Raw genomic sequence first — 25,389 nt, forward strand, 5'->3', positions numbered from 1 at the left:
ATGAGTTACGGGCAGGGGGGCTCCCAGAACCAGTGGGATCCCTGGACACCTCAATCCGAGCAGCCGTGGAGCGCCAAGGGCGACGACGGGACTCCCGACTGGGCCGCGCTCGCGGACCAGTCCGAGAACCGCAGCAAGCGCCGCAAGGTGCTGCTGATCGTCGGCGGTGCCCTGGCCACGGCCGCGATAGGCACCGCCGTCGCGATGGCCGTCGTCAACTCGGGCAGCGACGACGACGCCTCCGGCGGCCCCTCGGCCCTGCCCCCGAGCGCCTCGCTGCCGGGCGGCGCCACGGCACCGTCCTTCGAGCCGACCAGCGCGCCGCCCCCGCTGGACCCGAAGGAATTCATCTCCAGCGCCAAGAAGGACACCGCCCCGCTCAGCCCCGAGACCCTGTTCCCGGGCACCCAGCTCACCATGGGCGACACGGTGTACAAGAAGGGCGCCACCGCCGACACCAAGAACTGCGCCACCGGCGCGCGCGGCACCCTCCCCAAGCTCCTCACCGCGAACAAGTGCACCCGGCTGATGCGGGTCAGCTACGTCAAGGACGGCGTGGCCGTCACCGCGGGCGTGGCCGTCTTCGACACCGCCGCCGAGGCCGCCAAGTTCAAGGGGCAGACGGACACGAAGAGCATCATCTCCTCGCTGCCCGGCAAGGGCGTGAAGTCCTTCTGCGACTCGGCGATCTGCCGCACGACCACCAACACCCTCGGCAGGTACGCCTACTTCACCACTGCGGGCTTCACGAACGGCAAGGACGTCACCCTCAAGGACAACAAGGTGTTCTCGGCGGGCAACGACCTCGCGCAGTTCACCTTCCGCCAGCTCCTGCGCCGCGGCGAGGCTCAGGCGTCGGCAGCCGCGAAGTAGCCGCGCGGGGGCTTTCCGGGCCCCCGCGTCCCCCTCGCTCAGCAGCAGCCCGCCGACGGCAGCGAGCGCCGGTTGCGCGCCTCCTTGTTCCGGGCGGCCAGCAGCTCGTCGGCCGGGTAGCCGACCTCCTCCAGCGTCAGCCCGTGCGGCCGTACGACATGCACGGCGGAGTCCCGCACCCCGGCGGCCAGTACCTTCCCCGGCCACTCGGGACCCCGGTGCCCGTCGCCGGTGAACAGCAGCGCGCCGATCAGCGAGCGCACCATGTTGTGGCAGAAGGCGTCCGCGCGGACCGTGGCGGTGATCACACCGTCCGCCCCGCGCACCAGGCTCAGCTCCTGGAGGGTGCGGATGGTGGTCGCGCCCTCGCGCTTCTTGCAGTACGCCGCGAAGTCGTGCTCGCCGAGGAGCGCCCGCGCCGCCTCGTTCATCGCGTCCACGTCCAGCGGCCAGTCGTGCCACAGCACATGGTTGCGCAGCAGCGGATCGACCCCGCCGGGGTTGTCGGTGACGCGGTAGGCGTAGCGCCGCCAGACCGCCGAGAAACGCGCGTTGAACCCGGGGGGCGCCTCGGTCAGGCTCCACACCCGTACGTCCTTCGACAGCCGCCCGGCGAGCCGCTTCAGCAGCTTCTCCCGGTGCTCGGCCCACACGTCCTCGGGCAGGTCGACGTGCGCGACCTGCCCGCGCGCGTGCACCCCGGCGTCCGTGCGCCCCGCCACGGTCAGCTCGTACGTCTCCTTGGACCGCGTGACCGTCCTGAGGGCGTCCTCGATCTCCCCCTGCACGGTCCGCCTCCCGCCGGCCTGCTTGGCCCAGCCGTGGAAGTCGGTGCCGTCGTACGACAGATCGAGGCGGATACGGACATGGCCGGGCTGTGCTTCGTCACTCACGGGGAAATCCTCTCAGGTACGCGAAAGCGGGCCTGCCCGGCAAGGGCAGACCCGCTCTCAGGCGTCAGCCTCAGGCGTCCTTGGACTCCTCGGCGGGAGCCTCGGCAGCCTCGGTCTGCTCGACCTTGGCCTCCTCGGACTCCTTGACCGCACGCTTGGTGGCGGCCTCGGCCTCACCGGTCGCCTGCTGGGCGACGGTCAGGGCCTCGACCAGCTCGATGACGGCCATGGGCGCGTTGTCGCCACGGCGGTTACCGACCTTGGTGATGCGGGTGTAACCACCGGGGCGGTTCTCGTACCGCGGGCCGATCTCGGTGAAGAGCGTGTGGACGATGCCCTTGTCCGTGATGACCTGGAGCACCTGACGGCGGTTGTGAAGGTCACCCTTCTTCGCCTTGGTGATCAGACGCTCGGCGTACGGGCGCAGGCGGCGCGCCTTCGCCTCGGTGGTGGTGATGCGGCCGTGCTCGAAGAGGCTCTTCGCGAGGTTCGCGAGCAGCAGCTTCTCGTGCGCGGCACCGCCGCCCAGACGGGCACCCTTGGTGGGCTTCGGCATGGTGTTTCTCCTAGGTGTCTGCCCCGGCCGTATCAGGTACCGAAGTCAGTATCTGAGCAGACGGTTGTCTGTCAGAGATCCGGACGACAAGCCCCGAAGGGGCGAGTCGTCCGGAAGGGGCGCGGGGAACTGCGCGATCAAGCACAGCGCACCCGCACCCAAGTACGGACCAGAAGGCCCGAGCTCTTAGTACTGCTCGGTCTCGACGAAGCCCGCGTCCGCGTCGTCGTCCGCGCCGAACGCGTCAGCCGCAGCGGTCGGGTCGAATCCGGGCGGCGAGTCCTTGAGCGCGAGACCCATACCCGCCAGCTTCGCCTTGACCTCGTCGATGGACTTCGCACCGAAGTTACGGATGTCCAGGAGGTCCGCCTCGGAACGCGCGACCAGCTCACCCACGGAGTGGATGCCCTCACGCTTGAGGCAGTTGTAGGAACGGACCGTGAGCTCAAGCTCCTCGATCGGCAGAGCCAGGTCCGCGGCCAGGGCGGCGTCCGTCGGGGACGGACCCATGTCGATGCCCTCGGCGTCGATGTTCAGCTCGCGGGCGAGACCGAACAGCTCGACCAGCGTCTTACCGGCGGAGGCCATGGCGTCACGCGGACGCATCGCCTGCTTGGTCTCGACGTCGACGATCAGCTTGTCGAAGTCGGTGCGCTGCTCGACACGCGTGGCCTCGACCTTGTACGTGACCTTGAGAACCGGCGAGTAGATGGAGTCGACCGGGATACGGCCGATCTCCTGGCCCACCTGCTTGTTCTGCACGGCGGAGACGTAGCCGCGACCGCGCTCGACGGTCAGCTCCATCTCCAGCTTGCCCTTGCCGTTGAGCGTGGCGAGGACGAGGTCGGGGTTGTGCACCTCGACACCGGCCGGGGGCGCGATGTCGGCGGCGGTGACCAGACCCGGGCCCTGCTTGCGCAGGTACATCACGACCGGCTCGTCGTGCTCCGAGGAGACCACGAGCTGCTTGATGTTGAGGATCAGGTCGGTGACGTCCTCCTTGACGCCCGGCACGGTGGTGAACTCGTGCAGGACACCGTCGATGCGGATGCTGGTGACAGCAGCGCCGGGGATCGACGACAGGAGGGTACGGCGGAGGGAGTTGCCGAGGGTGTAGCCGAAGCCCGGCTCCAGCGGCTCGATGACGAACCGGGAGCGGAACTCGTCGACGACCTCTTCGGTCAACGAGGGACGCTGAGCGATCAGCATGGAGTGAGTCCTTCAGTCAGGGGCGCCCGCTATTTGACGCCCGACTTGTACTGCAAGGGTACGGGCGGCACGGCCCCGTGAGGAGCCGTACCGCCCGGAACCGCTAAACCAGCAGCGGAGCGCTGTGCGTCAGACGCGGCGGCGCTTCGGCGGGCGGCAGCCGTTGTGCGGGGTCGGGGTGACGTCCTGGATGGAGCCGACCTCGAGGCCCGTGGCCTGCAGGGAGCGGATCGCGGTCTCACGACCGGAACCCGGGCCCTTCACGAACACGTCGACCTTGCGCATGCCGTGCTCCTGAGCGCGGCGGGCAGCCGACTCGGCGGCCATCTGCGCGGCGAACGGCGTGGACTTCCGGGAGCCCTTGAAGCCGACGTGACCGGCGGAGGCCCAGGAGATCACGTTGCCCGACGGGTCCGTGATGGAGACGATCGTGTTGTTGAACGTGCTCTTGATGTGCGCGTGGCCGTGAGCGACGTTCTTCTTTTCCTTGCGGCGCACCTTCTTGGCAGCGCCCTGACGACCCTTGGGGGGCATCTACAAACTCCTACGGGGAGGTGGTCGGTCCTACAGCGAAGACCGCTGATGAAGCGTTGTCCGCTGAGGACTACTTCTTGCCCGGCTTCTTCTTGCCGGCGATGGCGCGACGCGGGCCCTTGCGGGTGCGGGCGTTGGTGCTGGTGCGCTGACCGCGGACGGGCAGACCACGACGGTGACGGAGACCCTGGTAGCAACCGATCTCGACCTTGCGGCGGATGTCGGCCTGGATCTCGCGACGGAGGTCACCCTCGGTCTTGATGTTGGCGTCCACGTACTCGCGGATCGCGACGAGCTGCTCTTCGCTCAGGTCGCGGACACGGGTGTTCGGGTCGACGCCGGTCGCAGCCAGCGTCTCCTGGGAGAGGGTCCGGCCGATGCCGAACACGTAGGTGAGGGCGACCTCCACGCGCTTTTCGCGCGGGATGTCAACACCGGAAACGCGTGCCATTCAATGGCTCCTGGTGAATCTTCGGAGGTCTTCCACAGAACCGGTTCCCGGCCGCCGTACTAGGTACGAACCGGGTCCTCGGCCTCCGAACCGAGGGTGTCGAGCTGGATGGCTCGGGCTCTGCGTATGAACATATTCAGCTTGCGTCGCGCGAATCTCTGCGGGTGCAGAGGGATCGGTCGTGCGTCAGCCCTGGCGCTGCTTGTGGCGCGGGTTCTCGCAGATGACCATGACCCGGCCGTGACGGCGGATCACCCTGCACTTGTCGCAGATCTTCTTGACGCTCGGCTTGACCTTCATGGGTGAGGTTCTCCGGGTCAGTGCCATCATCCCGGCGGATGCCGGAATGCGGGCAAGATCTACTTGTACCGGTAGACGATCCGGCCACGCGTCAGGTCGTACGGAGACAGCTCCACCACGACCCGGTCGTCAGGGAGGATGCGGATGTAGTGCATACGCATCTTGCCGCTGATGTGTGCCAGGACCTGGTGGCCGTTCTGGAGCTCGACCTTGAACATGGCGTTCGGCAGAGACTCGACGACAGTGCCCTCGATCTCGATGGCACCTTGCTTCTTGGCCACGCTTCGCCCTTCGAATCGACTACCTTGATCGACTCTCTCACCCACCCCGAGGGGCGAGCTGCGAGCGCATGCGGACATGCGGGTGCACGAGAGCCGACGAGTCAGTCTACGTCAGCGCACCCGGAAACACGAATCGCAGAAGTCTGCCCTGCCGAGTAGATCATCATGCACCCGGGGTGCCACTCATCACGACCGCCCAGGCTGTGGGCAGTCGTTCCGCTGGGGCGGAACGGGTGGGCACAGCCGTGACCCGCAGCCGGCGACGGCGCCCCGCCCCTACGCCAGCGGATCCGGCGCAGCGGTAACCCCGTACTCAGCCAGCTTCGCCCTACCCCCGTCGGGCGCGGTCAGCACCAGCGGACCCTCAGCCGTAAGAGCGACAGAGTGCTCCCAGTGCGAAGACCAGGTCCCGTCCGTGGTGATGACAGTCCAGTCGTCGGACAGCACCTCCGTGCGAGGCGTACCCAAAGACACCATCGGCTCGATGGCGAGGCAGAACCCCGGCACCAGCTTCGGTCCCTTCCCCCGCCGCCGCTCGACGTAGTTCAGCAGATGCGGGTCCATGTGCATCTCGGTACCGATGCCGTGACCGCCGTAGTCCTCGATGATCCCGTACCGCCCGCCCCCCGGCTTCGGCTGACGACGGATGTACGTCTCGATCGCCCGCGAGATGTCCACCAGCCGGTTGCCCTGCTTCATCGCCGCGATGCCCGCCCACATCGACTCCTCGGTGACCCGCGACAGCTCGATCAGCTCGGGCGCGTGCCCGGAGCCGACGAAAGCGGTGTACGCGGCGTCGCCGTGCCAGCCGTCGACGATCGCACCGCAGTCGATGGAGATGATGTCGCCGTCCTTGAGGACGACCTCGTCGGAGGGGATGCCGTGGACGACGACCTCGTTGGCCGAGGTGCAGATCGTCGCGGGGAAACCGCCGTACCCCAGGAAGTTCGACTTGGCGCCGTGCTCGTCGAGCACCTTGCGCGCGACCTGGTCCAGGTCGCGGGTGGTCGCGCCGGGCACCGCCGCCTCACGGGTGGCCGCGTGGATCGCGGCGACGACCAGCCCCGCCTCACGCATCTTGGCGATCTGCTCAGGGGTCTTGATCTGCACCATGGGGGGCCTGCGCTCTCCGTCACTCATCGACTGTTAGGGACACAACACTACGGCCGCGGCGCCCATGAGGGACACCGCGGCCGGAGGGACCGCTCGTTACTCGCTCTCGGTCTGCTCGCTCTTGAGAGCGGCCAGCGCGCGCTGGGTGATCTCGTCCACCGGACCGAGCGAGGAGATCGTCACGACCAGGCCCTGGGACCGGTAGTAGTCGATGATCGGCTCGGTCTGCGTGTGGTAGACCTCCAGGCGCTTGCGGACCGTGTCCTCGGAGTCGTCGTCACGCTGGTACAGCTCGCCGCCGCAGACGTCGCAGACGCCTTCCTGCTTCGGCTTGCTGTACGTCACGTGGAAGACGTGCGAGGAGTCGTTGCGGCAGATGCGCCGACCGGCGATCCGCTTGACGACCTCGTCCTCCGGGACCTCCAGGTCCAGCACCGCGTCCAGCTTGATGCCCTCGCCGCGCAGCAGCTCGTCCAGCGCCTCGGCCTGCGACACGTTGCGCGGGAACCCGTCGAGCAGGAAGCCGTTCTCGGCGTCGGGCTGCTCCATGCGGTCCTTGGCCATCGCGATGGTGACCTCGTCGGGGACGAGGTTTCCGGCGTCCATGAAGGACTTCGCGAGTTTGCCCAGCTCCGTCTGCCGGCTGATGTTGGCCCGGAACAGGTCGCCCGTGGAGATGTGCGGGACCGACAGGGTCTCGGCGAGGCGGACGGCTTGCGTTCCCTTACCGGCACCCGGCGGCCCGACGAGGACGATACGCATCAGCGGAGGAACCCTTCGTAATTGCGCTGCTGGAGCTGGCTCTCGATCTGCTTCACGGTCTCCAGGCCGACACCCACGATGATGAGGATGCTGGTCCCGCCGAACGGGAAGTTCTGGCTTGCCCCGAAGCCCGCCAACGCCATCGTCGGCACAAGAGCGATCAGACCCAGATACAGCGAACCCGGCCAGGTGATCCGGTTGAGCACGTAACTGAGGTACTCAGCGGTCGGTCGGCCAGCCCGGATGCCCGGGATGAAGCCACCATACTTCTTCATGTTGTCGGCGACTTCCTCGGGGTTGAACGAGATCGCCACGTAGAAGAACGCGAAGAACACGATCAGGAGGAAGTACATCGTGATGTAGACCGGGTGGTCGCCCTTGGTCAGGTTCGCCGTGATCCAGCGCTTCCACCCCGAGTCCCCGCCCGCGAACTGCGCGACCAGAGCCGGGATGTAGAGGAGCGACGAGGCGAAGATGACCGGGATGACACCGGCCTGGTTCACCTTGAGCGGGATGTACGTCGAGGTGCCGCCGTAGGACCGGCGACCGATCATGCGCTTCGCGTACTGCACGGGGATACGGCGCTGGGCCTGCTCCACGAAGACGACGAGCGCGACCATGACCAGGCCGACCAGGATGACGGTGCCGAACTCGATCCAGCCGTCGGCCAGGGTGCCGGACTTCTTGATGGCCCACAGCGCGGACGGGAAGGTCGCGGCGATCGAGATGAACATCAGGATCGACATGCCGTTGCCGATGCCGCGGTCGGTGATCAGCTCACCGAGCCACATGACGACGCAGGTACCGGCGGTCATGCAGATCACCATGGTGATCGTGATGAAGATCGACTGGTCCGGGACGATGCTCGGGGCGGCGGTGCAGCCGCTGAACAGCGCGCCGGTGCGGGCGGTGGCGACCAGTCCGGTGCCCTGGAGGATGGCCAGCGCCACGGTCAGATACCGCGTGTACTGCGTGATCTTCGCCGTGCCCGCCTGGCCCTCCTTCTTGAGGGCTTCCAGACGCGGGATCACCACGGTCAGCAGTTGAAGGATGATGCTGGCCGTGATGTACGGCATGATGCCGAGGGCGAAGATCGTGATCTGCAGCAGCGCGCCACCGCTGAACATGTTGACCAGTCCGAAGAGGCCCTGATTGCCGGACGCCTCGGTCACACACTGCTGGACGGCCTTGTAATTGACGCCGGGGATCGGGATGTGGGTACCGACCCGGTAGACCACGATGATGCCCAGCGTGAAGAGCAGCTTCTTGCGCAGGTCGGGCGTCCTGAACGCCCGGGCGAACGCGGTGAGCACGGTGCCTCCTGCGACCCCCGCGCAACTGCGTCAAGGGTGACGGTCTAGAGGTTCGACGAATACGAATAAGAACAGTGCAGGCCACCTTACCGGCGACACTGCCCCCCTAGGAACGACCAACCGGGGATACCCCATTGTGAGGTATCCCCGGTCGGGATCGTCTATGTCATCGAGAGACCTGAGGGACTCAGACCAGCTCGGTGACCGTACCGCCGGCGGCGGTGATCTTCTCCTTGGCGGAGTCGGAGACGGCGTCCACCGTCACCTGCAGCGCCACGGAGAGCTCGCCCTGGCCGAGGACCTTGACGAGGCTGTTCTTGCGAACGGCACCCTTGGCCACGAGGTCCTGGACGGTGACCTCTCCACCCTGCGGGTAGAGGGAGGCCAGCTTGTCCAGGTTCACGACCTGGTACTCGGTCTTGAACGGGTTCTTGAAGCCCTTGAGCTTCGGGAGACGCATGTGGAGGGGCATCTGGCCACCCTCGAAGCGCTCCGGAACCTGGTAACGGGCCTTCGTGCCCTTGGTACCACGACCGGCCGTCTTACCCTTCGACGCCTCACCACGACCCACACGGGTCTTGGCGGTCTTGGCGCCCGGGGCGGGACGGAGGTTGTGGATCTTGAGCGGGTTCTGCTCCGCCATGATCAGTCGACCTCCTCGACCGTCACGAGGTGGCGGACGGTGTGCACCATGCCGCGGAACTCGGGGCGGTCCTCCTTGACGACCTGCGTGTTGATGCCCTTGAGACCAAGGGAACGCAGGGTGTCACGGTGGTTCTGCTTGCTGCCGATGTAGGACTTGACCTGCGTGATCTTGAGCTGCGCCATTACGCACCAGCCCCGGCACGCGCACGCAGCAGAGCCGCGGGGGCGACGTCCTCGAGCGGCAGACCGCGGCGGGCCGCGACCTCCTCGGGACGCTGCAGGCCCTTGAGGGCCGCCACGGTGGCGTGCACGATGTTGATCGCGTTGTCGGAGCCCAGGGACTTCGACAGGATGTCGTGGATACCGGCGCACTCGAGCACCGCACGCACCGGGCCACCGGCGATAACGCCGGTACCGGGGGACGCGGGCTTGAGCAGGACGACGCCGGCAGCCTTCTCACCCTGGATGGGGTGGGGGATGGTGCCCTGGATACGGGGGACCTTGAAGAAGTGCTTCTTGGCCTCCTCAACACCCTTGGCGATGGCGGCCGGCACCTCCTTGGCCTTGCCGTAACCGACACCGACGGTGCCGTCACCATCGCCCACCACGACCAGCGCGGTGAAGCTGAAGCGACGACCACCCTTCACAACCTTGGCGACGCGGTTGATCGCGACAACGCGCTCAACGTACGCGGTCTTCTCGGCGGCAGCCGCGCCGCCGTCACGGCCCTTCCGGTCCCGCCGCTCGCCGCCACCGGCACCGCCACCGCGGCGCTGGGGTCCAGCCATTGGAATTACCTCTCTCTTTATCCGCTAGCTACGCAGCGTCTGAAAGTCGCTGCGCGACGGGCGACTCAGAACTTGAGTCCGGCTTCGCGGGCGGCGTCCGCCAGGGCGGCGATGCGCCCGGCGTACTGGTTGCCACCACGGTCGAATACGACAGCCTCGACACCGGCGGCCTTGGCGCGCTCGGCGACCAGGGCGCCGACGGACTTGGCCTGCGTCGACTTGTCGCTCTCGCCGCCGCGGATCGAGGCGTCCAGGGTCGACGCCGACGCCAGGGTGTGACCCTTGATGTCGTCGATGACCTGGGCCACGATGTGGCGGTTCGAGCGCGTCACGACGAGACGCGGGCGCTCAGCCGTACCCGAGATGTGCTTACGGATCCGGATGTGACGGCGCTTGATCGCGGCGCGCTTGTAGGCGTCGCCCTTGAGGATCTTCTGTCCGTATGCCATGGCTTACTTACCCGCCTTTCCGACCTTGCGGCGGATGACTTCGCCCTCGTACTTGACGCCCTTGGCCTTGTACGGGTCGGGCTTGCGCAGCTTGCGGATGTTCGCCGCAACCTCGCCGACCTTCTGCTTGTCGATGCCCTCGACCTGGAAGCGGGTCGGGGTCTCCACCTTGAAGGTGATGCCCTCGGGGGCCTCGACGACGATCGGGTGGCTGTAGCCGAGCGCGAACTCGAGGTTCGAACCCTTGGCGGTCACTCGGTAACCGACACCGCTGATCTCGAGCTTCTTCACGTAACCCTGGGTCACGCCGGTGATCATGTTCGCCACCAGCGTGCGGGACAGGCCGTGCAGGGCCTTGTTCTGACGCTCGTCGTTGGGGCGGGTGACGTTCAGAACGCCGTCCTCACCCTTGGCGATGTCGATCGGCGCCACGACGGTGTGGGACAGGGTGCCCTTGGGGCCCTTGACCGAGACCGTACGGCCGTCGATGGTGACGTCCACGCCGGCGGGAACCGTGATGGGGAGCTTGCCAATACGCGACATAGCTGTTTCCTCCGTTCCCTTCCGTTACCAGACGTAGGCGAGAACTTCTCCGCCTACGCCCTTCTTGCCGGCCTGCTTGTCGGTGAGGAGCCCGTGGGACGTGGAGATGATCGCCACGCCGAGGCCACCCAGCACCTTGGGCAGGTTGGTGGACTTCGCGTAGACCCGGAGACCGGGCTTCGAGATCCGCTTGATGCCCGCGATGGAGCGCTCACGGTTCGGACCGAACTTCAGCTCGAGGACGAGGTTCTTGCCAACCTCGGCGTCCTCGGTCTTCCAGCCGGTGATGAAGCCCTCCTGCTGGAGGATCTCCGCGATGTGAGACTTGATCTTCGACGCCGGCATCGTCACGGAGTCGTGGTATGCCGAGTTCGCGTTACGCAGACGCGTAAGCATGTCTGCGATCGGATCAGTCATGGTCATGAATTGGCCTTCGGCCTCTCTCGCCGGGGTTTCCTGGTGCGCCATCCCTCTCCCCGATCCGGGACGGGGCGGGTGCGGCGCGGTGGACCTACGGCGTAGTAAGTCGTACGGGCGACAGACGCCCAACCCCGCAAGCCTACGGCATGTGGGGAAGGGCCTCTGTCGACCCAGATGCTTACCGAGAGCTTCAGGAATCCCTGTTTAGGGGGATTACCAGGAGCTCTTGGTCACGCCCGGCAGCTCGCCACGGTGAGCCATCTCACGAAGGCACACGCGGCAGAGGCCGAACTTGCGGTACACGGAGTGCGGACGGCCGCAGCGCTGGCAGCGCGTGTAGCCACGCACACCGAACTTGGGCTTGCGAGCAGCCTTAGCGATAAGAGCCTTCTTCGCCATCTCGCTCACGCCTCCTTGAACGGGAAGCCGAGGTGACGAAGGAGCGCGCGGCCCTCAGCGTCGTTGGTCGCCGTGGTGACCACGGTGATGTCCATACCCCGGACGCGGTCGATCTTGTCCTGGTCGATCTCGTGGAACATGACCTGCTCCGTGAGACCGAAGGTGTAGTTGCCACGGCCGTCGAACTGCTTGGGGGACAGACCACGGAAGTCGCGGATGCGCGGGAGCGCGAGCGACAGGGTGCGGTCCAGGAACTCCCACATGCGGTCGCCACGGAGCGTGACGTGGGCACCGATCGGCTGACCCTCGCGCAGCTTGAACTGCGCGATGGACTTGCGGGCCTTGGTGATGGCCGGCTTCTGACCGGTGATGGTGGTCAGGTCACGGACGGCACCGTCCATGAGCTTGGAGTCACGGGCGGCGTCGCCGACACCCATGTTGACCACGATCTTGACGAGGCCGGGGATCTGCATGACGTTCTCGTACTTGAACTCGTCACGCAGCTTGCCCGCGATCTCCTCGCGGTACTTCTGCTTCAGACGCGGAGTGGTGGTAGTCATCAGATGTCCTCACCCGTCCGCTTGGCAACGCGGATCTTGTTGCCCTCGTCGTCGAAGCGGTAACCGACGCGCGTGACGACCTTGTTGCCGTCCTTCTCCACGACCAACTGAACGTTGGAGACGTGGATGGGGGCCTCGGTGGTCACGATGCCGCCGGCCTGGGAGCCGCTGGCGGTCGGGCCGGCCTTGGTGTGCTTCTTGACCCGGTTGACACCCTCGACCAGGACACGCTCGTCGCGCGGGTAAGCGGCAATGACCTTGCCCTGCTTGCCCTTGTCCTTACCGGTGATGACCTGGACCAGGTCGCCCTTCTTGATCTTCATGCTTACAGCACCTCCGGCGCGAGCGAGATGATCTTCATGAACTTCTTCTCGCGCAGCTCACGGCCGACGGGGCCGAAGATACGGGTGCCGCGAGGGTCGCCGTCGTTCTTCAGAATGACGGCGGCGTTCTCGTCGAAGCGGATGTACGAGCCGTCCGGACGACGGCGCTCCTTGACGGTGCGAACGATGACCGCCTTGACGACGTCACCCTTCTTCACGTTGCCGCCGGGGATCGCGTCCTTGACGGTGGCGACGATGACGTCACCGATGCCCGCGTAGCGGCGACCGGAGCCACCGAGCACACGGATGCAAAGGATTTCCTTCGCACCAGTGTTGTCGGCGACACGCAGTCGCGACTCCTGCTGGATCACGTCTATCTCCTGTTTGTCTGCCGGTTCCCTCCGGGGGTTGAGCCCGAAGAGCCTGGCGGAACTCTCCTGCGAGTGAACTCCCGCAGGAATTACCTTGCCGGTTTCCCGGCGGGGGGTCCGTGAGTCACCTCACGGAGCCCCCGCCGGGACGGCGAATCTGTCTGCGGGTCAAAGCCCCGCAGGGATTACTTGGCCTTCTCGAGGATCTCGACGACGCGCCAGCGCTTCGTCGCGGACAGCGGCCGGGTCTCCATGAGGAGGACACGGTCGCCGACACCCGCGGCGTTCTGCTCGTCGTGCGCCTTGAGCTTGTTCGTACGGCGGATGACCTTGCCGTACAGCGCGTGCTTCACGCGGTCCTCGACGGCGACGACGACGGTCTTGTCCATCTTGTCGCTGACGACGAGACCCTCACGGGTCTTGCGGAAGCCGCGGGCCTCTGCGTTCTCAGTCACGTTCTTCTCGCTCATCAGGCGTTCTCCACCGTTTCGATGCCCAGCTCACGCTCGCGCATCAGGGTGTAGATCCGCGCGATGTCCTTGCGGACCGCCTTCAGACGGCCGTGGTTCTCGAGCTGACCAGTCGCCGCCTGGAAACGGAGGTTGAACAGCTCTTCCTTGGCCTCGCGGAGCTTCGCGAGAAGCTCCTCGTTGCCCAGCTCGCGCAGCTCGGACGCCTTGGTACCGGCCGACATCACGCTTCACCTGCCTCGCGCTTGACGATCCGGCACTTCATCGGCAGCTTGTGAGCCGCACGAGTGAGGGCCTCACGCGCAATCTTCTCGTTGGGGTAGGACAGCTCGAACATGACCCGGCCCGGGTGCACGTTCGCGATCCACCACTCCGGAGAACCCTTACCGGAACCCATGCGGGTCTCGGCAGGCTTCTTCGTCAGCGGGCGGTCCGGGTAGATGTTGATCCAGACCTTGCCGCCACGCTTGATGTGACGGGTCATCGCGATACGGGCCGCCTCGATCTGGCGGTTGGTCACGTACGCCGGCGTGAGGGCCTGAATGCCGTACTCGCCGAACGCGACCGTCGTACCGCCCTTGGCCTGACCACGGCGCTTCGGGTGGTGCTGCTTGCGGTGCTTGACCCTACGGGGGATCAGCATGTCGGTCAGGCCTCCGTTCCGGTGCTCTCAGCCGGAGCGGCGGCGGCGGGAGCCTCGGCCTTGGGGGCCTCGGCGCCGGCAGCCTGCTGCGGCTTACGACCGCGACCGCCGCGCTCGCCACCACGGCCACCACGGGCCGGGCGGTCGGCGCCACCACGGGCCGGGCGGTTACCCGCACGGGCCGCGGCGTTCTCGGCGCGGACCTCGGCGATGTTCTTGACGTCGCCCTTGTAGATCCAGACCTTCACGCCGATGCGGCCGAAGGTCGTCTTGGCCTCGAAGAAGCCGTAGTCCACGTTCGCACGGAGCGTGTGCAGGGGCACGCGGCCCTCGCGGTAGAACTCCGAGCGGGACATCTCGGCGCCACCGAGGCGGCCGCCGCACTGGATCTTGATGCCCTTGGCGCCGGCCTTCATGGCGGACTGCATGCTCTTGCGCATGGCCCGACGGAAGGAGACGCGGGAGGAGAGCTGCTCGGCAACGGCCTGGGCCACGAGCTGCGCATCCGTCTCGGGGTTCTTGACCTCGAGGATGTTGAGCTGGACCTGCTTGCCCGTGAGCTTCTCGAGGTCGCCGCGGATGCGGTCGGCCTCGGCGCCACGGCGGCCGATGACGATGCCCGGACGAGCGGTGTGGATGTCCACCCGCACGCGGTCACGGGTGCGCTCGATCTCAACCTTCGAGATGCCGGCGCGCTCCATGCCGGACGTCATCATCCGACGGATGGCGACGTCTTCCTTGACGTAGTCCTTGTACAGCTTGTCGGCGTACCAACGCGACTTGAAGTCGGTCGTGACACCGAGCCGGAACCCATGCGGGTTAACCTTCTGGCCCATTACCGGGTTCCTTCCTTGCTGCTGACGACCACAGTGATGTGGCTGGTCCGCTTGCGGATCCGGTAGGCACGGCCCTGGGCGCGCGGCCGGAACCGCTTCAGGGTCGGGCCCTCGTCGACGTACGCCTCGGAGATGTAGAGGCTGTCGGCGTCGGTGTGGTCGTAGTTGTGCGCGGCGTTGGCGATGGCGCTGTCGAGCACCTTGCCGACCGGCACGGAGGCTGCCTGCGGAGCGAATCGCAGAACAGCCTGAGCCTCCGTGGCATCCATGCCACGGATAAGGTCCACCACGCGGCGGGCCTTCATGGGCGTAACGCGGATGTACCGCGCCTGGGCCCTGGCTTCCATGGTTGTCCCTCTCAGTTACTTACGTGTCTGAATGCGATCCGCTACTAGCGGCGCTTCGACTTCCGGTCGTCCTTGACGTGGCCCCGGAAGGTGCGAGTCGGCGAGAACTCGCCGAGCTTGTGGCCGACCATCGACTCGGTGACGAACACCGGGATGTGGGTCTTGCCGTTGTGCACCGCGAGGGTGTGTCCGAGCATCGCCGGGATGATCATCGAGCGGCGGGACCAGGTCTTGATGACGTTCTTGGTGCCGGCTTCGTTCTGGGCGTCCACCTTCTTGATCAGGTGGTCGTCGACGAAGGGCCCCTTCTTCAGGCTACGAGGCATCTCAACCCGTCCTTAGCGCTTCTTGTTCGTCTTGCGGCGGCGGACGATGTACTTGTTCGACGCCTTCTTGGGCGAACGAGTACGGCCTTCCTTCTTGCCCCACGGGGACACAGGGTGGCGACCACCGGAGGTCCGGCCCTCACCACCACCGTGCGGGTGGTCGACCGGGTTCATGACGACACCACGGACGGTCGGGCGAACGCCCAGCCACCGCTTACGGCCGGCCTTACCCCAGTTGATGTTGCTCTGCTCGGCGTTGCCGACCTCGCCGACGGTGGCGCGGCAGCGCACGTCGACCAGACGGATCTCACCGGACGGCATGCGCAGGTGGGCGTAGGCGCCCTCCTTCGCAAGGAGCTGCACGGAGGCACCGGCGGAACGGGCGAACTTGGCACCGCCACCGGGACGGAGCTCGATCGCGTGGATCGTGGTACCGACCGGGATGTTGCGGAGGGCCAGGTTGTTGCCCGGCTTGATGTCGGCGCCCGGACCGTTCTCGACGCGGTCACCCTGCTGCAGGTTGCGCGGGGCGAGGATGTAGCGCTTCTCGCCGTCGGCGTAGTGCAGCAGCGCGATGCGCGCGGTGCGGTTGGGGTCGTACTCGATGTGCGCGACCTTCGCCGGCACGCCGTCCTTGTCGTGACGACGGAAGTCGATCACTCGGTAGGCGCGCTTGTGTCCGCCACCCTGGTGGCGAACGGTCACACGACCGGCGTTGTTACGGCCGCCCTTGCTGTGCAGCGGGCGGACCAGCGACTTCTCCGGCGTGGACCGCGTGACCTCGACGAAGTCGGCGACGCTGGCACCACGACGGCCCGGCGTAGTCGGCTTGTACTTGCGGATTCCCATTTCTCAGTCCTCGTCCGATATCGGACGATCCAGACCGCCCTTAGGCGGTCGGACCGCCGAAGATGTCGATACGGTCGCCCTCGGCGAGGGTCACGATCGCGCGCTTGGTGGCGGCACGCTGACCGAAGCCGGTCTTCGTGCGCTTGCGCTTGCCCTGGCGGTTGATCGTGTTGACCCCGGTGACCTTGACGTCGAAGACCGCCTGGACGGCCTGCTTGATCTGGGTCTTGTTGGCGTTCGGGTCGACGATGAACGTGTACTTGTTCTCGTCGATGAGCGAGTAGCTCTTCTCCGAGACGACCGGCTTCAGCAGGACGTCACGGGGGTCCGTGTACGACTTGCTCAGCGGGGTCTCGACGGTGTTCTTGCCCTCGGTGGCGTGGCGCTTCGCCTTGGCGACGCGCGCGGCCTTGGCGGCCTTGGCGGCCTTCGAGGCGATGCTCGGGTGACGCGTAGCCATCAGGCTTCGCTCCCTTCGGTGTCAGCGGCCTTGGGGCCAGACACGAAGGACTCGAACGCGGCCTGGGTGAAGACCACGTCGTCCGAGACGAGAACGTCGTACGTGTTCAGCTGGCCCGGCTCCAGGATGTGGACCTGGGGCAGGTTGCGGGCGGAGAGCCACGCGGCCTCGTCGGCGCGCTCGACGACCAGGAGCAGGTTCTTGCGCTCCGAGATCTTGCCGAACAGGCTCTTGGCGGCCTTCGTGGACGGGTTCGCACCCTCGACCACGCCGGAGACGACGTGGATGCGGTTGTGACGCGCCCGGTCGGTGAGGGCGTGGCGCAGGGCCGCGGCCTTCATCTTCTTGGGGGTCCGCTGCGAGTAGTCACGCGGCTGCGGGCCGTGGACGACGCCACCGCCGGCGAACTGCGGGGCGCGGGTCGAACCCTGGCGGGCGCGGCCGGTGCCCTTCTGGCGGTACGGCTTGCGGCCACCGCCGCGGACCTCGCCACGCGTCTTCGTCTTGTGGGTGCCCTGGCGGGCAGCGGCGAGCTGGGCGACGACGACCTGGTGGATCAGCGGAATGCTGATCTTCTCCACGTCGAAGATCTCCGCGGGGAGCTCGACGGAACCGGCCTTGTCGCCAGCCGGCGAAAGGATGTCAACAGTGCTCATCGGTTACCTCAGGCCCCCTTGGCCGCGGTGCGGACCAGGACGAGGCCGCCGTTCGGACCAGGAACCGCGCCCTTGATGAGCAGCAGACCCTTCTCCGCGTCAACGGCGTGGACGGTCAGGTTCTGGGTGGTGACCCGCTCGTTGCCCATGCGACCCGCCATGCGCATGCCCTTGAAGACACGGCCGGGGGTGGCACAGCCACCGATGGAACCGGGCATGCGGTGCACACGGTGGGCACCGTGGGACGCCTTGCCACCCTTGAAGTTGTGGCGCTTCATGACACCGGCGAAGCCCTTGCCCTTGCTCTTCGCGGTGACGTCGACCTTGACGCCCGACTCGAAGACCTCGGCAGTGATCTCCTGACCCAGCGTGTACTCGCTGGCGTCGGAGGTACGGAGCTCCACCAGGTGGCGGCGCGGGGTGACGTCGGCCTTGGCGAAGTGGCCCTTGAGGGGCTTGTTCACCTTGCGCGGGTCGATCTCGCCGAAGGCGATCTGGACCGACTCGTAGCCGTCGACGTCGTTCGTGCGGACCTGGGTCACGACGTTCGGGCCGGCCTTGACGACGGTGACCGGAACAACACGGTTGTTCTCGTCCCACACCTGCGTCATGCCGAGCTTCTCGCCCAGGATGCCCTTGATCTGCTTAGCCATTCTCAGATCACCGACCCTCAGAGCTTGATCTCGATGTCGACACCGGCCGGGAGGTCGAGTCGCATCAGGGAGTCAACGGTCTTGGGCGTCGGGTCGAGGATGTCGATCAGGCGCTTGTGCGTGCGCATCTCGAAGTGCTCGCGCGAGTCCTTGTACTTGTGCGGCGACTTGATGACGCAGTACACGTTCTTCTCAGTGGGCAGCGGCACCGGGCCCGCGACCGACGCACCAGTGCGCGTCACCGTCTCGACGATCTTCTTGGCCGAAGAGTCGATGACCTCGTGGTCGTAGGCCTTGAGCCGAATGCGGATCTTCTGTCCCGCCATGGCTACTCAGTAGTCCTGTCTCTCAACGCTCTGGAACCCGGTGGTTTCCGATTGCCTTCTCTCCGACCCACGCGGTCGGGCGTGTCGCGCTCCCGCCAACAAAGATGTCCCTAGTCGGAACATCCCTACGGGGAATGCACACGGCCCGTCCGGAACCGCGGACCGGGGGCGGAAGGCCCACCGAGTGCCTGGCCGGTGCCGCACCCACGCTTCCCGGAAGATTCCCGTACGTCCAACCCGCGGGGGGTTGACGAGTACTGTGGGACTCGCTTCCGGTCCTCCCGGCGGGAGGCGCGCAGCATCAACACTCGACCGAGCAACTCGGACAGTCTGCCATATGGGGCAGCCCCCTGGCCAATCGAGCCGAAGAGATTACCCCGGGAGTGACGCAGGTCAAACACCAGCGCGCGGGGCGGGGGTCCGGTGCGGTCCGGACACCCCTGAACCTCCGGCTCACCGACGACACCCCAACGTCCCCACCGTCGCCGGGAAGTAGACCCGCATGAACTTCTCGATGTCGTTGCGGTGGGTCTGATCGGCGAGCTTGATCTGGGGGAGCTGGAGGGTGAGGGTGAAGTAGTTCCCGGTTTTGGTTTTGCAGGGGGCTTGGGAAATGGCACCGTCGGTTCCGCCCAGCATCGTGTACGAATTTGCTGTCACGTAGCGGGGGGAGCTCACTCGGGAAACGTCCCCTGTATCGCTCGCCAGATGCATGAGATCTGCCGCGCCGCTGTCCCACGAAAAACGCAATCGCATGACGACCTGGCGTTGAGAGAGAACCAGACAGGGCGCCGTGACTCCTTCCGAGCGGCTGACGCGGTCGTACTCATCCCACTTGCTACTGGGAGCGAGGAGGGACCTCGTAAGACTCGGATCGACGTGCGTTCCGCAGATCTTCTCGGGGACGTATTCCCTGGCGGGGCTACAAGACGTGCCCAGGGTAGCCAGCACTGCCAGCGAGAGAGCCCCGCACAGGCGCCGGTTCATCGAGGCTGCGCTCCTGACACACCGTTGGCATGTTGCATGCCGTCTTGAGCAGATCGACTGACTTCCGCCTTGGTGTCGAAGTCCGCTGCACCACCCGGCTTCTGCGTCTTGGCCCATTCCGCAGCCAAGCTCATCAACTGGCCATTCCTCACATCGAACGCCTTGATGTTTTCTTCCGACTGCTTGTCGTCCAGCCTCTTCTGCTCATCCTCCAACCACTTCCCCGTGACGTAATCGAACCCCTCCTGCACGTCCTCACTCGCGACAGGGAGATAACCGATCGCCTTGTCGAACAGCGGCTTCGTTTCGAAGGTGGCTGTTTTCGGGTCACCCTGGGATTGGAGACGGGCCTCCTCCAGGAAGCCGATGGTGCGGCCGGCGCGGAGGAGGGGTTCGGGGGACGGGGAGGGGGTGGCGTGGATGCCCGAGACCATCGCCTGGTTGAGGCCGCCGTTCAGGGTGTCGTAGGCGTCCCTGGTCCTGGAGACCTGTTTGGTGACTTCGAAGAGTTCGTCCTGGGGCAGGGGAGAGCGGGAGATGTCGACCTCGCTCATCGCGGCGTGGACGGTGGGACCGTGGTTGACGAGGATGTTCGCGAGGGGGCGCCGCAGGGAGGGCGGGAGGTCGTCGCCCTGGGCGGAGAGGTGGTGGAGGGCGGAGCGCAGGACGGTCTCGTTCCGCGCGGTGTGCGGGACGCAGTGACCGCCCGTCGAGGAGACCCCCGTCGCGCCCGCCTCCAGCGCCGCCCCGAACCCCGCGCGGTCGTCACCGTCCAGGACAGGCGTGTACGAACCGGATCTCCCCTCCCGAAGACTCACCGCCCAGTCCCGCTCCTTCACCAGGTACCGCATATGGGCGTCGGAGGAGAGGTAGTGCGCCGCCGTGGCGGGATCGCGGGCCATGAGACCGAGCGCGCCGTCCACGGGGTCGTTGGCGAACCAGCCGGACCGGGCACCCGCGTACCGCCCCTTCGACTGCCAGATCCCGGGATGGTGCCGCTCAGCGGCGATCAGGTCGTCGGTCAGGTCCTCCAGCATGCGACCGGAGTAGCCGTGCCCCGCGCGCATCAGGGTGACCAGGGACTGGTAGCCGAGAGCCTTGTCCAGGCGCTCGCCCTGCGCGTCGGTGGCCCAGCGCGGACGCCCGCCCGGCGCATACCGGCGCGCCAGTGCCGGTACCAGGCGGACTCCGTGTCCCGCGTAGCCGTGGCCAGGCTGTTCGCGAGCCCGGACTCCAACTCGCCGTACACCGAACCGAGTCCGGGGACACCGCGGGGACCGTGGAGGAGGTCGTTCAGCTCGTTCGTGAGGCGGACCGTGCCCGCCGGACCGAGGTCGTCCAGGATCATGCGGGAGAAGACCTCGTCGCCGGCGTTGTCGCGGAACTCCCGCCGCAGCTCGGCGAGTTCGCGCGCGGACAGCCGCCCGCCCCGGCTCAGCCGCTCCAGCGCCCCCTCCGCCGCCAGCGCCTCGTACTTCTCGACGTCCCCCAGAGCCGAACCGTTGAAGCCCCGGCCCGACCCGCCACCGTCCACCGCCGAGGTCAGCGCGATCCGCACCCCCTCGTCCGCGTCCGACACCGCCCGTACGGCGTGATCGACGCGCTCCTGCCACGCCCGCACCACGGACGACTCGGCGCCGTCCCCCGTCACCACCCCCTGGTCCGACACCCGCAGCCCCGCAGCCGCCGCCTCCCGCCGCACCCCGCTCAACCGCCCCCGCAGCTCCGTGAACTGGGCGTGCGCGTCCCGCAGCAGTGACGCGATCGCCTTCGCCTCCGTCTGCGCCGACCGGAACTCCCCCAGGGTGACGCCGAAGCGCCCGTGCGCCGCCTCCGCGCTCATGCCGGACCAGGCGGGCGCGAGGGTGATGCCGTACACCTGCCGCCGGTACGCCTTCTCCTGCCGCGCGAACTCCCCCGCCATGCCGTCCCACCGCTCGGCGGCGCCGGTGAGCGCGGCGAGGTCGGCGGTCATGATCTCGTGGTACGTCGGCATCCCGTCCCGCCCCCGCTCAGTACCGGTCCAGCGCCGACACGTGCCGTACCCGCGCGCCGACGTCCAGGTCCGCTGCCGTCAGGACGGTGATCGTGCCGCCCAGCGCGTCCTTCTCGGCGCCCAGCCGGTCCAGCAGGTTCCGCACCTGCGCGCCCCAGGCGGCGTGCGCGGTGCGCAGGGCAGCCGAGGTCAGCCAGCCGTCGCCGTCCCGGGCGCCGAACGCCTTCACGGCGGCAGAGGTCTCGTCGTCCGCCCGTCCCCCGGCCGCCCGGGTGTCCGGCTCCAGGCAGTCCTGGAGCGCCCGCGCCGCCGCCCGCTGCCGCGCGGGCGAGGAAGCCAGCAGCCCTCCCCCACCTGGGGAACCACCACCGGGTACGAGAGAAACACCGGGTCCGTCCACCGTCCACCCTCCGATCAGCCGTCCACCACCCCCAACCGAAGGACGCCGGTCTTCGTCACGGTGGGTTACGGAGACCCGGGTTGACGCCGCCGTAGATACGACAAAGCCGTAGATACGACAAAGAGGCCCGTACGACCGGAGTCGTACGGGCCTCTCGAAGGTCAGTCAGTGACCTCGAAGCAAGGGAACTTACTTCGTGATCTTGGTGACCTGGCCGGCGCCTACCGTGCGGCCACCCTCACGGATGGCGAACTTCAGGCCCTCTTCCATGGCGACGGGCTGGATGAGCTCCACCTTCATCTCGGTGTTGTCACCCGGCATGACCATCTCGGTGCCCTCGGGGAGGGTCACCACGCCGGTCACGTCCGTCGTACGGAAGTAGAACTGCGGACGGTAGTTGTTGAAGAACGGCGTGTGGCGGCCACCCTCGTCCTTGGACAGGATGTAGGCCTGGGCCTCGAACTCGGTGTGCGGGGTGACCGAACCGGGCTTGATGATGACCTGGCCGCGCTCGACGTCCTCGCGCTTGATGCCGCGGAGCAGCAGACCGACGTTCTCACCGGCCTGGCCCTCGTCGAGCAGCTTGCGGAACATCTCGATGCCGGTGACCGTGGTGGTGGTCTTCTCCGGCTTGATGCCGATGATGTCGACGGTCTCGTTGACCTTGAGGACACCACGCTCGATACGACCGGTGACGACGGTGCCACGACCGGTGATCGTGAAGACGTCCTCGATCGGCATCAGGAACGGCTTGTCGACGTCACGCTCGGGCTGCGGGATGGCCTCGTCGACGGCCTTCATCAGCTCGAGAACCGACTGGGTCCACTCGGGGTCACCCTCGAGGGCCTTGAGCGCGGAGACCTTGACGACCGGAACGTCGTCGCCCGGGAACTCGTACTCGGAGAGGAGCTCACGGACCTCGAGCTCGACGAGCTCCAGGATCTCCTCGTCGTCCACCATGTCGGCCTTGTTCAGGGCGACGACGATGTACGGAACGCCGACCTGGCGGGCCAGGAGCACGTGCTCCTTGGTCTGCGGCATCGGGCCGTCGGTGGCGGCGACCACGAGGATCGCGCCGTCCATCTGCGCGGCACCGGTGATCATGTTCTTGATGTAGTCCGCGTGACCCGGGCAGTCGACGTGGGCGTAGTGACGCGCATCGGTCTGGTACTCGACGTGCGCGATGGAGATGGTGATACCGCGCTGACGCTCTTCGGGCGCCTTGTCGATGTTGTCGAACGCGGTGGCCTCGTTCAGGTCCGGGTACGCGTCGTGCAGCACCTTGGTAATGGCGGCCGTGAGGGTCGTCTTACCGTGGTCGATGTGACCGATGGTGCCGATGTTGACGTGCGGCTTAGTCCGCTCGAACTTCGCCTTCGCCACTGGGTCCTCCTGTGGAGTGGTTCTGGTACGCCTTACTCATCGGCGCCAGGTGATCTTTGCTGGGATGCCGCCCGCCGGGGTGTTTCCGAGTGGTCCGACCCCGGCGGTCGGTGTCAAGCCTAAAGCGTGTAAACGGGGTGCGTTACTCGCCCTTGGCCTTCGCGATGATCTCCTCGGCGACGTTCCGCGGAACCTCGGCGTAGGAGTCGAACTGCATCGAGTAGCTTGCGCGACCCGAGGTCTTGCTGCGGAGGTCTCCGACGTAGCCGAACATCTCCGAGAGGGGCACGAGGCCCTTCACGACGCGGGCACCGGCCCGCTCCTCCATGGCCTGGATCTGGCCACGGCGGGAGTTGATGTCGCCGATGACCTCACCCATGTAGTCCTCGGGCGTGGTGACCTCGACGGCCATCATCGGCTCAAGGAGCACGGGCGAAGCCTTGCGCGCGGCCTCCTTGAAGGCCTGCGAACCGGCGATCTTGAAGGCGAGCTCGGAGGAGTCGACCTCGTGGTAGCCACCGTCGAGAAGAATGACGCGGACGCCCGTCATCTCGTAGCCGGCCAGGATGCCGAACTGCATGGCCTCCTGCGCACCGGCGTCCACCGAAGGGATGTACTCCTTCGGGATACGGCCACCGGTGACCTTGTTCACGAACTCGTACGAGGTGTCGCCACCCTCGAGCGGCTCGATCGCGATCTGCACCTTGGCGAACTGACCGGTACCACCGGTCTGCTTCTTGTGGGTGTAGTCGTGACGCTCGACAGCCTTGCGGATCGTCTCGCGGTAGGCGACCTGCGGCTTGCCGACGTTGGCCTCGACCTTGAACTCACGGCGCATACGGTCGACCAGCACCTCGAGGTGCAGCTCGCCCATACCACCGATGATGGTCTGGCCGGTCTCCTCGTCCGAGTGAACCTGGAAGGAGGGGTCCTCCTCCGCGAGACGCTGGATGGCGACACCCAGCTTCTCCTGGTCACCCTTGGACTTGGGCTCGATGGCGACCTGGATCACCGGCGCCGGGAAGTCCATGGACTCCAGGATGACCGGGTTCTTGTCGTCGGACAGCGTCTCACCGGTGGTGGTCTGCTTCAGGCCCATGACGGCGACGATGTCACCGGCGCCCACCGAGTCGATCTCCTCACGCTTGTTCGCGTGCATGCGGTAGATCTTGCCGATGCGCTCCTTCTTGCCCTTGACGGAGTTCAGCACCGAGGTGCCGGACTCCAGGCGGCCCGAGTAGACCCGGACGAAGGTGAGCTTGCCCAGGTGCGGGTCGCTCATGATCTTGAACGCGAGCGCGGACAGCGGCTCGTCCTCGGACGGCTTGCGCTTGACGACGACCTCGGGGTCCTTGACGTCGTGGCCCTCGATGGCCTCGACGTCGAGCGGGGTCGGCAGGTAGCGCACGACCGCGTCGAGCAGGGGCTGGACGCCCTTGTTCTTGAACGCGGTACCGCAGAACACCGGGGTGACGGTGGTGCCGTCGGACTTGCCGGACGCGATGGTGATACGACGGATCGCGGCGTAGAGCTGCTCCTCGGTGGGCTCCTGGCCCTCCAGGTACAGCTCCATGATCTCTTCGTCGTTCTCCGCGACAGCCTCGACGAGCTTGCCGCGCCATTCCTCGGCAGCCTCGGTGTGGGTGTCCGGGATGTCGACGACGTCGTACATCTCGCCCTTGGCCGCCTCGGCGGACCACACGAGCGCCTTCATGCGGACCAGGTCCACGACGCCCTTGAAGTCGGCCTCGGCACCGATCGGGAGCTGCATGACCAGCGGCTGAGCGCCCAGGCGGTCCGAGATCATGTCCACGCAGCGGTGGAACTCGGCGCCGGTACGGTCCAGCTTGTTCACGAAGCAGATGCGCGGCACGCCGTAACGGTCGGCCTGACGCCACACCGTCTCGGACTGCGGCTCCACACCGGCGACACCGTCGAACACCGTCACGGCGCCGTCGAGCACGCGGAGCGAACGCTCCACCTCGACGGTGAAGTCGACGTGACCCGGGGTGTCGATGATGTTGATGGTGTAGTCACTGCCCTCGAGGGGCCAGTGGCAGGTGGTGGCAGCAGACGTGATCGTGATGCCACGCTCCTGCTCCTGCTCCATCCAGTCCATCGTGGCGGCGCCGTCGTGGACCTCACCGATCTTGTACGACACGCCGGTGTAGAACAGGATCCGCTCGGTGGTGGTCGTCTTGCCCGCGTCGATGTGGGCCATGATCCCGATGTTGCGGACCTTGGCCAGGTCAAGTGAAGTGGTAGCCATAAGGC

General features: G+C 66.7%; 38 protein-coding genes. 1 reads left to right on the forward strand and 37 read right to left on the reverse strand.

Annotated elements, in window-relative coordinates; translation table 11 throughout:
• Nucleotides 1-873, forward strand: a complete 873-nt coding sequence (locus tag IF655_RS19725; RefSeq protein WP_199586225.1) for a hypothetical protein — start codon at nucleotides 1-3, stop codon at nucleotides 871-873.
• A 38-nt stretch (nucleotides 874-911) separates the two neighbouring features.
• Here IF655_RS19725 and truA read toward each other — a convergent pair whose 3' ends face one another.
• From truA to fusA, 37 genes are all read right to left on the reverse strand, one after another.
• Nucleotides 912-1,766: a tRNA pseudouridine(38-40) synthase TruA gene (gene truA / locus IF655_RS19730; RefSeq protein ID WP_199586226.1), complete on the reverse strand. Its 855-nt coding sequence runs from the start codon at nucleotides 1,764-1,766 to the stop codon at nucleotides 912-914.
• Nucleotides 1,767-1,836: 70 nt separating this feature from the next.
• Nucleotides 1,837-2,322, reverse strand: a complete 486-nt coding sequence (gene rplQ / locus IF655_RS19735; protein WP_199586227.1) for a 50S ribosomal protein L17 — start codon at nucleotides 2,320-2,322, stop codon at nucleotides 1,837-1,839.
• A 186-nt stretch (nucleotides 2,323-2,508) separates the two neighbouring features.
• Nucleotides 2,509-3,531, reverse strand: a complete 1,023-nt coding sequence (locus IF655_RS19740; RefSeq protein ID WP_003966937.1) for a DNA-directed RNA polymerase subunit alpha — start codon at nucleotides 3,529-3,531, stop codon at nucleotides 2,509-2,511.
• Nucleotides 3,532-3,660: 129 nt separating this feature from the next.
• On the reverse strand, nucleotides 3,661-4,065 hold the full coding sequence (rpsK, locus tag IF655_RS19745) for a 30S ribosomal protein S11 (protein WP_003956432.1): 405 nt from the start codon (nucleotides 4,063-4,065) through the stop codon (nucleotides 3,661-3,663).
• A gap of 70 nt (nucleotides 4,066-4,135) precedes the next feature.
• A complete protein-coding gene (gene rpsM, locus IF655_RS19750; protein WP_020132619.1) occupies nucleotides 4,136-4,516 on the reverse strand; it encodes a 30S ribosomal protein S13 in 381 nt (126 codons plus the stop codon).
• A 186-nt stretch (nucleotides 4,517-4,702) separates the two neighbouring features.
• Nucleotides 4,703-4,816 (reverse strand): 50S ribosomal protein L36, encoded by a 114-nt coding sequence (rpmJ, locus tag IF655_RS19755; RefSeq protein WP_003998809.1) that lies wholly within the window; start codon nucleotides 4,814-4,816, stop codon nucleotides 4,703-4,705.
• A gap of 59 nt (nucleotides 4,817-4,875) precedes the next feature.
• A complete protein-coding gene (infA, locus tag IF655_RS31220) occupies nucleotides 4,876-5,097 on the reverse strand; it encodes a translation initiation factor IF-1 (RefSeq protein WP_003948620.1) in 222 nt (73 codons plus the stop codon).
• A gap of 276 nt (nucleotides 5,098-5,373) precedes the next feature.
• The gene (gene map / locus IF655_RS19765; RefSeq protein WP_199586229.1) at nucleotides 5,374-6,210 is read right to left on the reverse strand and encodes a type I methionyl aminopeptidase; all 837 of its coding nucleotides are present in this window, start codon (nucleotides 6,208-6,210) and stop codon (nucleotides 5,374-5,376) included.
• Between the two features lie 96 nt (nucleotides 6,211-6,306).
• Nucleotides 6,307-6,972 carry an adenylate kinase gene (locus tag IF655_RS19770; protein ID WP_199586231.1) on the reverse strand — a complete coding sequence of 222 codons (666 nt, stop codon included), beginning with the start codon at nucleotides 6,970-6,972 and terminating at the stop codon, nucleotides 6,307-6,309.
• Nucleotides 6,972-8,285, reverse strand: coding sequence for a preprotein translocase subunit SecY (gene secY, locus IF655_RS19775; protein ID WP_199586233.1), 1,314 nt, complete (start codon nucleotides 8,283-8,285; stop codon nucleotides 6,972-6,974). The genes IF655_RS19770 and secY overlap by 1 nt, the downstream gene beginning before the upstream one ends.
• Before the next feature lie 187 nt (nucleotides 8,286-8,472).
• Nucleotides 8,473-8,928 (reverse strand): 50S ribosomal protein L15, encoded by a 456-nt coding sequence (gene rplO / locus IF655_RS19780; protein WP_199586235.1) that lies wholly within the window; start codon nucleotides 8,926-8,928, stop codon nucleotides 8,473-8,475.
• 2 nt (nucleotides 8,929-8,930) lie between these two features.
• Entirely contained in the window at nucleotides 8,931-9,113 is a 183-nt protein-coding gene (rpmD, locus tag IF655_RS19785; RefSeq protein WP_003974250.1) for a 50S ribosomal protein L30, read from the reverse strand.
• Nucleotides 9,113-9,718, reverse strand: a complete 606-nt coding sequence (gene rpsE, locus IF655_RS19790) for a 30S ribosomal protein S5 (protein ID WP_007494753.1) — start codon at nucleotides 9,716-9,718, stop codon at nucleotides 9,113-9,115. The genes rpmD and rpsE overlap by 1 nt, the downstream gene beginning before the upstream one ends.
• 65 nt (nucleotides 9,719-9,783) lie before the next feature.
• Nucleotides 9,784-10,167 carry a 50S ribosomal protein L18 gene (gene rplR, locus IF655_RS19795; RefSeq protein WP_199586236.1) on the reverse strand — a complete coding sequence of 128 codons (384 nt, stop codon included), beginning with the start codon at nucleotides 10,165-10,167 and terminating at the stop codon, nucleotides 9,784-9,786.
• 3 nt (nucleotides 10,168-10,170) lie between these two features.
• Nucleotides 10,171-10,710: a 50S ribosomal protein L6 gene (gene rplF, locus IF655_RS19800; RefSeq protein ID WP_199586238.1), complete on the reverse strand. Its 540-nt coding sequence runs from the start codon at nucleotides 10,708-10,710 to the stop codon at nucleotides 10,171-10,173.
• A gap of 24 nt (nucleotides 10,711-10,734) precedes the next feature.
• A complete protein-coding gene (gene rpsH, locus IF655_RS19805; protein ID WP_026248232.1) occupies nucleotides 10,735-11,133 on the reverse strand; it encodes a 30S ribosomal protein S8 in 399 nt (132 codons plus the stop codon).
• Between the two features lie 210 nt (nucleotides 11,134-11,343).
• Nucleotides 11,344-11,529: a type Z 30S ribosomal protein S14 gene (locus IF655_RS19810; RefSeq protein WP_003948630.1), complete on the reverse strand. Its 186-nt coding sequence runs from the start codon at nucleotides 11,527-11,529 to the stop codon at nucleotides 11,344-11,346.
• 5 nt (nucleotides 11,530-11,534) lie between these two features.
• Entirely contained in the window at nucleotides 11,535-12,092 is a 558-nt protein-coding gene (gene rplE / locus IF655_RS19815; RefSeq protein WP_026248231.1) for a 50S ribosomal protein L5, read from the reverse strand.
• Complete coding sequence (gene rplX / locus IF655_RS19820) at nucleotides 12,089-12,412, reverse strand: 50S ribosomal protein L24 (protein ID WP_018543913.1); 324 nt, start codon at nucleotides 12,410-12,412, stop codon at nucleotides 12,089-12,091. Before rplX ends, rplE begins: the two co-directional genes overlap by 4 nt.
• A gap of 2 nt (nucleotides 12,413-12,414) precedes the next feature.
• Nucleotides 12,415-12,783, reverse strand: a complete 369-nt coding sequence (rplN, locus tag IF655_RS19825) for a 50S ribosomal protein L14 (RefSeq protein ID WP_003998823.1) — start codon at nucleotides 12,781-12,783, stop codon at nucleotides 12,415-12,417.
• Nucleotides 12,784-12,968: 185 nt separating this feature from the next.
• Nucleotides 12,969-13,253: a 30S ribosomal protein S17 gene (rpsQ, locus tag IF655_RS19830; RefSeq protein ID WP_018543912.1), complete on the reverse strand. Its 285-nt coding sequence runs from the start codon at nucleotides 13,251-13,253 to the stop codon at nucleotides 12,969-12,971.
• A complete protein-coding gene (rpmC, locus tag IF655_RS19835; protein WP_007494763.1) occupies nucleotides 13,253-13,477 on the reverse strand; it encodes a 50S ribosomal protein L29 in 225 nt (74 codons plus the stop codon). The genes rpsQ and rpmC overlap by 1 nt, the downstream gene beginning before the upstream one ends.
• Complete coding sequence (gene rplP, locus IF655_RS19840; RefSeq protein ID WP_004927269.1) at nucleotides 13,477-13,896, reverse strand: 50S ribosomal protein L16; 420 nt, start codon at nucleotides 13,894-13,896, stop codon at nucleotides 13,477-13,479. Before rplP ends, rpmC begins: the two co-directional genes overlap by 1 nt.
• A 5-nt stretch (nucleotides 13,897-13,901) precedes the next feature.
• Nucleotides 13,902-14,732 carry a 30S ribosomal protein S3 gene (gene rpsC / locus IF655_RS19845; RefSeq protein WP_030317320.1) on the reverse strand — a complete coding sequence of 277 codons (831 nt, stop codon included), beginning with the start codon at nucleotides 14,730-14,732 and terminating at the stop codon, nucleotides 13,902-13,904.
• Entirely contained in the window at nucleotides 14,732-15,079 is a 348-nt protein-coding gene (gene rplV / locus IF655_RS19850; RefSeq protein WP_019329637.1) for a 50S ribosomal protein L22, read from the reverse strand. Before rplV ends, rpsC begins: the two co-directional genes overlap by 1 nt.
• 44 nt (nucleotides 15,080-15,123) lie before the next feature.
• Complete coding sequence (gene rpsS, locus IF655_RS19855) at nucleotides 15,124-15,405, reverse strand: 30S ribosomal protein S19 (protein WP_018543910.1); 282 nt, start codon at nucleotides 15,403-15,405, stop codon at nucleotides 15,124-15,126.
• Nucleotides 15,406-15,417: 12 nt separating this feature from the next.
• A complete protein-coding gene (gene rplB / locus IF655_RS19860; protein WP_018543909.1) occupies nucleotides 15,418-16,254 on the reverse strand; it encodes a 50S ribosomal protein L2 in 837 nt (278 codons plus the stop codon).
• A 40-nt stretch (nucleotides 16,255-16,294) separates the two neighbouring features.
• On the reverse strand, nucleotides 16,295-16,714 hold the full coding sequence (gene rplW / locus IF655_RS19865) for a 50S ribosomal protein L23 (protein WP_161182740.1): 420 nt from the start codon (nucleotides 16,712-16,714) through the stop codon (nucleotides 16,295-16,297).
• Nucleotides 16,714-17,370, reverse strand: coding sequence for a 50S ribosomal protein L4 (gene rplD / locus IF655_RS19870; protein WP_199586239.1), 657 nt, complete (start codon nucleotides 17,368-17,370; stop codon nucleotides 16,714-16,716). The genes rplW and rplD overlap by 1 nt, the downstream gene beginning before the upstream one ends.
• A gap of 8 nt (nucleotides 17,371-17,378) precedes the next feature.
• The gene (gene rplC, locus IF655_RS19875) at nucleotides 17,379-18,023 is read right to left on the reverse strand and encodes a 50S ribosomal protein L3 (protein WP_018543906.1); all 645 of its coding nucleotides are present in this window, start codon (nucleotides 18,021-18,023) and stop codon (nucleotides 17,379-17,381) included.
• Nucleotides 18,024-18,040: 17 nt separating this feature from the next.
• On the reverse strand, nucleotides 18,041-18,349 hold the full coding sequence (rpsJ, locus tag IF655_RS19880; protein ID WP_003948644.1) for a 30S ribosomal protein S10: 309 nt from the start codon (nucleotides 18,347-18,349) through the stop codon (nucleotides 18,041-18,043).
• 453 nt (nucleotides 18,350-18,802) lie between these two features.
• A complete protein-coding gene (locus IF655_RS19885) occupies nucleotides 18,803-19,336 on the reverse strand; it encodes a hypothetical protein (protein WP_199586241.1) in 534 nt (177 codons plus the stop codon).
• Nucleotides 19,333-20,373, reverse strand: coding sequence for a hypothetical protein (locus IF655_RS31225; RefSeq protein WP_242488824.1), 1,041 nt, complete (start codon nucleotides 20,371-20,373; stop codon nucleotides 19,333-19,335). The genes IF655_RS19885 and IF655_RS31225 overlap by 4 nt, the downstream gene beginning before the upstream one ends.
• 29 nt (nucleotides 20,374-20,402) lie before the next feature.
• Complete coding sequence (locus IF655_RS31230) at nucleotides 20,403-21,332, reverse strand: hypothetical protein (protein WP_242488825.1); 930 nt, start codon at nucleotides 21,330-21,332, stop codon at nucleotides 20,403-20,405.
• A 16-nt stretch (nucleotides 21,333-21,348) separates the two neighbouring features.
• Entirely contained in the window at nucleotides 21,349-21,732 is a 384-nt protein-coding gene (locus IF655_RS19895) for a hypothetical protein (protein WP_242488836.1), read from the reverse strand.
• A gap of 189 nt (nucleotides 21,733-21,921) precedes the next feature.
• Entirely contained in the window at nucleotides 21,922-23,115 is a 1,194-nt protein-coding gene (gene tuf, locus IF655_RS19900) for an elongation factor Tu (RefSeq protein WP_018543905.1), read from the reverse strand.
• A gap of 142 nt (nucleotides 23,116-23,257) precedes the next feature.
• Nucleotides 23,258-25,384, reverse strand: a complete 2,127-nt coding sequence (gene fusA, locus IF655_RS19905; protein WP_199586243.1) for an elongation factor G — start codon at nucleotides 25,382-25,384, stop codon at nucleotides 23,258-23,260.
• Nucleotides 25,385-25,389 lie beyond the last annotated feature (5 nt).

It is taken from the genome of Streptomyces sp. DSM 110735, from assembly GCF_016482685.1.
GTDB lineage: Bacteria > Actinomycetota > Actinomycetes > Streptomycetales > Streptomycetaceae > Streptomyces.

What these genes read in the sequence shown, in the direction of transcription:
- IF655_RS19725 (WP_199586225.1), top strand. Translation starts at nt 1, where the DNA reads ATGAGTTACGGGCAGGGGGGCTCCCAGAACCAGTGGGATCCCTGGACA.
- rplQ (WP_199586227.1), bottom strand. Translation starts at nt 2,322, where the DNA reads ATGCCGAAGCCCACCAAGGGTGCCCGTCTGGGCGGCGGTGCCGCGCAC.
- IF655_RS19740 (WP_003966937.1), bottom strand. Translation starts at nt 3,531, where the DNA reads ATGCTGATCGCTCAGCGTCCCTCGTTGACCGAAGAGGTCGTCGACGAG.
- rpsK (WP_003956432.1), bottom strand. Translation starts at nt 4,065, where the DNA reads ATGCCCCCCAAGGGTCGTCAGGGCGCTGCCAAGAAGGTGCGCCGCAAG.
- rpsM (WP_020132619.1), bottom strand. Translation starts at nt 4,516, where the DNA reads ATGGCACGCGTTTCCGGTGTTGACATCCCGCGCGAAAAGCGCGTGGAG.
- rpmJ (WP_003998809.1), bottom strand. Translation starts at nt 4,816, where the DNA reads ATGAAGGTCAAGCCGAGCGTCAAGAAGATCTGCGACAAGTGCAGGGTG.
- map (WP_199586229.1), bottom strand. Translation starts at nt 6,210, where the DNA reads ATGGTGCAGATCAAGACCCCTGAGCAGATCGCCAAGATGCGTGAGGCG.
- IF655_RS19770 (WP_199586231.1), bottom strand. Translation starts at nt 6,972, where the DNA reads ATGCGTATCGTCCTCGTCGGGCCGCCGGGTGCCGGTAAGGGAACGCAA.
- rplO (WP_199586235.1), bottom strand. Translation starts at nt 8,928, where the DNA reads ATGGCGGAGCAGAACCCGCTCAAGATCCACAACCTCCGTCCCGCCCCG.
- rpmD (WP_003974250.1), bottom strand. Translation starts at nt 9,113, where the DNA reads ATGGCGCAGCTCAAGATCACGCAGGTCAAGTCCTACATCGGCAGCAAG.
- rpsE (WP_007494753.1), bottom strand. Translation starts at nt 9,718, where the DNA reads ATGGCTGGACCCCAGCGCCGCGGTGGCGGTGCCGGTGGCGGCGAGCGG.
- rplR (WP_199586236.1), bottom strand. Translation starts at nt 10,167, where the DNA reads ATGGCATACGGACAGAAGATCCTCAAGGGCGACGCCTACAAGCGCGCC.
- rplF (WP_199586238.1), bottom strand. Translation starts at nt 10,710, where the DNA reads ATGTCGCGTATTGGCAAGCTCCCCATCACGGTTCCCGCCGGCGTGGAC.
- rpsH (WP_026248232.1), bottom strand. Translation starts at nt 11,133, where the DNA reads ATGACCATGACTGATCCGATCGCAGACATGCTTACGCGTCTGCGTAAC.
- IF655_RS19810 (WP_003948630.1), bottom strand. Translation starts at nt 11,529, where the DNA reads ATGGCGAAGAAGGCTCTTATCGCTAAGGCTGCTCGCAAGCCCAAGTTC.
- rplX (WP_018543913.1), bottom strand. Translation starts at nt 12,412, where the DNA reads ATGAAGATCAAGAAGGGCGACCTGGTCCAGGTCATCACCGGTAAGGAC.
- rpsQ (WP_018543912.1), bottom strand. Translation starts at nt 13,253, where the DNA reads ATGAGCGAGAAGAACGTGACTGAGAACGCAGAGGCCCGCGGCTTCCGC.
- rpmC (WP_007494763.1), bottom strand. Translation starts at nt 13,477, where the DNA reads ATGTCGGCCGGTACCAAGGCGTCCGAGCTGCGCGAGCTGGGCAACGAG.
- rplP (WP_004927269.1), bottom strand. Translation starts at nt 13,896, where the DNA reads ATGCTGATCCCCCGTAGGGTCAAGCACCGCAAGCAGCACCACCCGAAG.
- rpsC (WP_030317320.1), bottom strand. Translation starts at nt 14,732, where the DNA reads ATGGGCCAGAAGGTTAACCCGCATGGGTTCCGGCTCGGTGTCACGACC.
- rplV (WP_019329637.1), bottom strand. Translation starts at nt 15,079, where the DNA reads ATGGAAGCCAGGGCCCAGGCGCGGTACATCCGCGTTACGCCCATGAAG.
- rpsS (WP_018543910.1), bottom strand. Translation starts at nt 15,405, where the DNA reads ATGCCTCGTAGCCTGAAGAAGGGGCCCTTCGTCGACGACCACCTGATC.
- rplB (WP_018543909.1), bottom strand. Translation starts at nt 16,254, where the DNA reads ATGGGAATCCGCAAGTACAAGCCGACTACGCCGGGCCGTCGTGGTGCC.
- rplW (WP_161182740.1), bottom strand. Translation starts at nt 16,714, where the DNA reads ATGGCTACGCGTCACCCGAGCATCGCCTCGAAGGCCGCCAAGGCCGCC.
- rplD (WP_199586239.1), bottom strand. Translation starts at nt 17,370, where the DNA reads ATGAGCACTGTTGACATCCTTTCGCCGGCTGGCGACAAGGCCGGTTCC.
- rplC (WP_018543906.1), bottom strand. Translation starts at nt 18,023, where the DNA reads ATGGCTAAGCAGATCAAGGGCATCCTGGGCGAGAAGCTCGGCATGACG.
- rpsJ (WP_003948644.1), bottom strand. Translation starts at nt 18,349, where the DNA reads ATGGCGGGACAGAAGATCCGCATTCGGCTCAAGGCCTACGACCACGAG.
- IF655_RS19885 (WP_199586241.1), bottom strand. Translation starts at nt 19,336, where the DNA reads ATGAACCGGCGCCTGTGCGGGGCTCTCTCGCTGGCAGTGCTGGCTACC.
- IF655_RS31225 (WP_242488824.1), bottom strand. Translation starts at nt 20,373, where the DNA reads ATGCTGGAGGACCTGACCGACGACCTGATCGCCGCTGAGCGGCACCAT.
- IF655_RS31230 (WP_242488825.1), bottom strand. Translation starts at nt 21,332, where the DNA reads ATGCCGACGTACCACGAGATCATGACCGCCGACCTCGCCGCGCTCACC.
- fusA (WP_199586243.1), bottom strand. Translation starts at nt 25,384, where the DNA reads ATGGCTACCACTTCACTTGACCTGGCCAAGGTCCGCAACATCGGGATC.